At 69.8% G+C, this 3,292-nt stretch carries 3 protein-coding genes and 1 pseudogene; all 4 read left to right on the top strand.

Going from position 1 to position 3,292, the window contains the following annotated elements:
- The coding region (locus KUTG_RS50575; RefSeq protein ID WP_043727172.1) for an amidohydrolase family protein at nucleotides 1-275 on the top strand (275 nt) is incomplete at its 5' end.
- Nucleotides 272-2,542 (top strand): xanthine dehydrogenase subunit D, encoded by a 2,271-nt coding sequence (gene pucD, locus KUTG_RS50570; RefSeq protein ID WP_043727169.1) that lies wholly within the window; start codon nucleotides 272-274, stop codon nucleotides 2,540-2,542. The genes KUTG_RS50575 and pucD, both read left to right, overlap by 4 nt.
- Entirely contained in the window at nucleotides 2,539-3,021 is a 483-nt protein-coding gene (locus KUTG_RS50565) for a nucleoside deaminase (RefSeq protein ID WP_043727168.1), read from the top strand. Before pucD ends, KUTG_RS50565 begins: the two co-directional genes overlap by 4 nt.
- 111 nt (nucleotides 3,022-3,132) lie before the next feature.
- Nucleotides 3,133-3,292: pseudogene (locus KUTG_RS62745) on the top strand (NCS2 family permease); the annotation flags it as partial.

Below are 3,292 nucleotides of genomic sequence, written 5' to 3'. Positions count from 1 at the left end.
TGGGCACCATGGGCGGCGCACGCTGCCTCGGCCGCGACCACGAGATCGGCTCCATCGAGCCGGGCAAGGTCGCCGACCTGGCCGTGTGGCGGATGGACGACCTGGAGCACGCCGGCATCACCGACCCGGTGGCCGCGCTGGTGCTGGGCTCCGCCCCCGCCGTGGACCGCCTGCTGGTCGGCGGCCGCAGTGTCATCGCCGGCGGCGAGCTGCGCACCGCCGACGTCGAATCCATCACCCGTGATCTCGCGAATGCCGCGGAGGTGCTGCGATGACCTCCCCCACCAGGGAATCCACCGTAACAACTCGCTCTGGGGGAGGCGTGGGCGAGAGCCCGCTGCGCCCGGACGGTGCGCTGAAGGTGCGCGGCGAGTTCGCGTACTCGTCCGACCTGTGGCACGAGGACATGCTGTGGGGCGCGACCCTGCGCAGCCCACATCCGCACGCCCGGATCCGGTCCATCGACATCGCCGAGGCGCTGAAGGTGCCCGGCGTGTACGCGGTGCTCACCCACGACGACGTCCCCGGCACGAATCTGTACGGCCTTGAGCACCCCGACCAACCGGTGCTGGCCGTGGATGTCGTGCGCTACCACGGGGAATCGGTCGCGCTGGTCGCCGCCGACCACCCGGAGACGGCCCGGCGGGCGATCAAGAAGATCAACGTCGAGTACGACGTGCTGGCGCCGATCGTGGACGCCGAGGAGGCGGTCAAGCCGGAGGCGCCGCTGCTGCACCACGGCGGCAACACCGTACGCAAGGTGCACATCGAGCGTGGCGACCAGCAGGCGACGGCCGATGTCGTGGTCACCGGCGTGTACGAGGTCGGCATGCAGGACCAGGCCTTCCTCGGCCCCGAGTCCGGCCTGGCCATTCCGGCCGAGGACGGCGGCGTGGACCTTTTCGTGGCCACGCAATGGCTTCACGTCGACCAGAAGCAGATCTGCTTCGCACTCGACCTGCCGACGGACAAGGTGCGGCTGACGCTGGCCGGTGTCGGCGGCGCGTTCGGCGGCCGCGAGGACCTGTCCATCCAGGTGCACGCGTGCCTGCTGGCCCTGCACACGGGCAAGCCGGTCAAGATGGTCTACAACCGCGAGGAGTCGTTCTACGGCCACGTGCACCGGCACCCGGCCAAGCTGTACTACGAGCACGGGGCCGACCGTGACGGAAAGCTTTCCTATGTCCGGTGCCGCATCTACCTCGACGGCGGCGCGTACGCGTCCAGCACGCCGGCGGTGGTGGCCAACGCCGCCACGCTCGGCATCGGACCGTACAATGTGGACAACGTCACCATCGACTGCTGGGGCGCCTACACCAACAACCCGCCCTGTGGCGCCATGCGCGGATTCGGCGCTGTGCAGGCCGGTTTCGCCTATGAGTCGCAAATGGACAAACTCGCCGAGGCGCTGGGCATGGACCCGGTCGATGTGCGGGTGCGCAACGCCATGAGCGAAGGCAGCGTCATGCCGACCGGCCAGGTCGTCGATTCCGCCGCCCCGGTGGAGGAACTGCTCCGGCTCATCAAGCAACGCCCGCTGCCGGCAGTCCACGATGGACCGTTGGACCTGACGGCGATGCCCGGTGGCGTCTCCAACACCACCCACGGTGAGGGCGTGGTCCGCGGCGTCGGCTACGCCGTCGGCATCAAGAACATCTGCTTCTCCGAAGGCTACGACGACTACTCCACGGCCCGCCTGCGGGTGCAGGTGATCAACGGCGAGCCGGCGGCGGTGATCCACACCGCCGCGGCCGAGGTCGGCCAGGGCCTGGTCACCATCCAGCAGCAGATCGTCCGCACCGAGCTCGGCATCGACCAGGTCACCGTGCACCCGGCCGACACCACCGTGGGCAACGGCGGCTCCACCTCGGCCTCCCGCCAGACCTACGTCACCGGCGGCGCGGTCAAGGCCGTCTGCGAGGCGGTGCGGGAGAAGCTGCTCAAGCTGGCCGTGTCCCGCTTCGGAGAACCCCGCTCGGAGCTCACCGCCCAGGACATCGTCGCCGTGCTCGGGGATGACGTGATCGAGGAGACGGTGGAGTGGCGGCACCGGCCAACCACCGCGCTGGATCCCGATACGGGCCAAGGCTTCGCGCACGTGCAGTACGGCTTCGCCGCGCACCGGGCAGTCGTCGACGTCGACGTCGACCTCGGCCTGGTCAAGGTGGTCGAGCTGGCCTGCGCGCAGGACGTGGGCAAGGCGATGAACCCGCAGGCCGTCGTCGGCCAGATCCACGGCGGCAGCACGCAGGGCCTCGGCCTGGCCGTCATGGAGGAAATCCAGGTCTCGAACGGGAAAGTCCGCAACCCCTCGTTCACCGACTACCTGATCCCGACCGTGCTCGACACACCGCCGATGCCGGTGGACGTGCTCGAACTGGCCGACCCCCACGCCCCGTACGGGCTGCGCGGAGTGGGCGAGCCGCCCACGATCTCGTCGACGCCGGCCGTGGTCGCGGCCATCCGCGCCGCCACCGGCCTGGCGCTCAACCGAGTTCCGGTGCGGCCGGAACACCTGACGACACGGGAGATTCCGCGATGACCACCGCAGCGACCACCGACCAGGCGTGGCTCGACGAGGCCGTTCGGCTGGCTTCCGCCAACGTCGCCACCGGCGGCGGCCCGTTCGGCGCTGTCATCGTGCGCGGCGACGACCTGATCTCCACCGGCGTGAACCGGGTCGTGCCCACGCTCGACCCGACCGCCCACGCCGAGGTGGTGGCGATTCGCGAGGCCTGCCAACGGGTCGGCGACTTCCGGCTCACCGGCTGCGTGCTGTTCTCCTCGTGCGAGCCGTGCCCGCTGTGCCTGGCCGCCTCCCTGTGGGCCCGCGTGGATCGAGTGGTCTTCGCCGCCGACCGCAACGACGCCGCCGACGCCGGCTTCAACGACCGTGACTTCTACGACCTGTTCGAACAGCCCAAGCAGACGTGGCCGATCCCCGTGCTGCACGTCAGGACCGCGGACCACGACACCCCGTTCTCCGCGTGGCTTTCCCGCACCGACCGCGTCGAGTACTGATCCTCGTCACGCGCGTGCTGACCGGAGCACCATCGCTTAAACGCCCGTGGAGTCAGGCCGTTCCCGCTAACGGCCTGGTTCCGCGCGCGCCCACCGGCATGGGAGTACGTCATGACCCAGTTGCGCGACCGCCGCCCCACGACTGCCCTGATCGAACGACGTTTCCGGCTCAAGGAGCGCGGCACGACGCTGGCCCGCGAGGTTCGCGGCGGCGTCACCACGTTCGTCGCGATGGCCTACATCGTGTTGCTCAATCCCTTGATATTAGGCG

Origin of the sequence: Kutzneria sp. 744 (assembly GCF_000568255.1) — a bacterium.
In the GTDB taxonomy this organism is placed as follows: Bacteria; Actinomycetota; Actinomycetes; order Mycobacteriales; family Pseudonocardiaceae; genus Kutzneria.
This window is presented reverse-complemented; position numbering and strand designations above follow the sequence as displayed.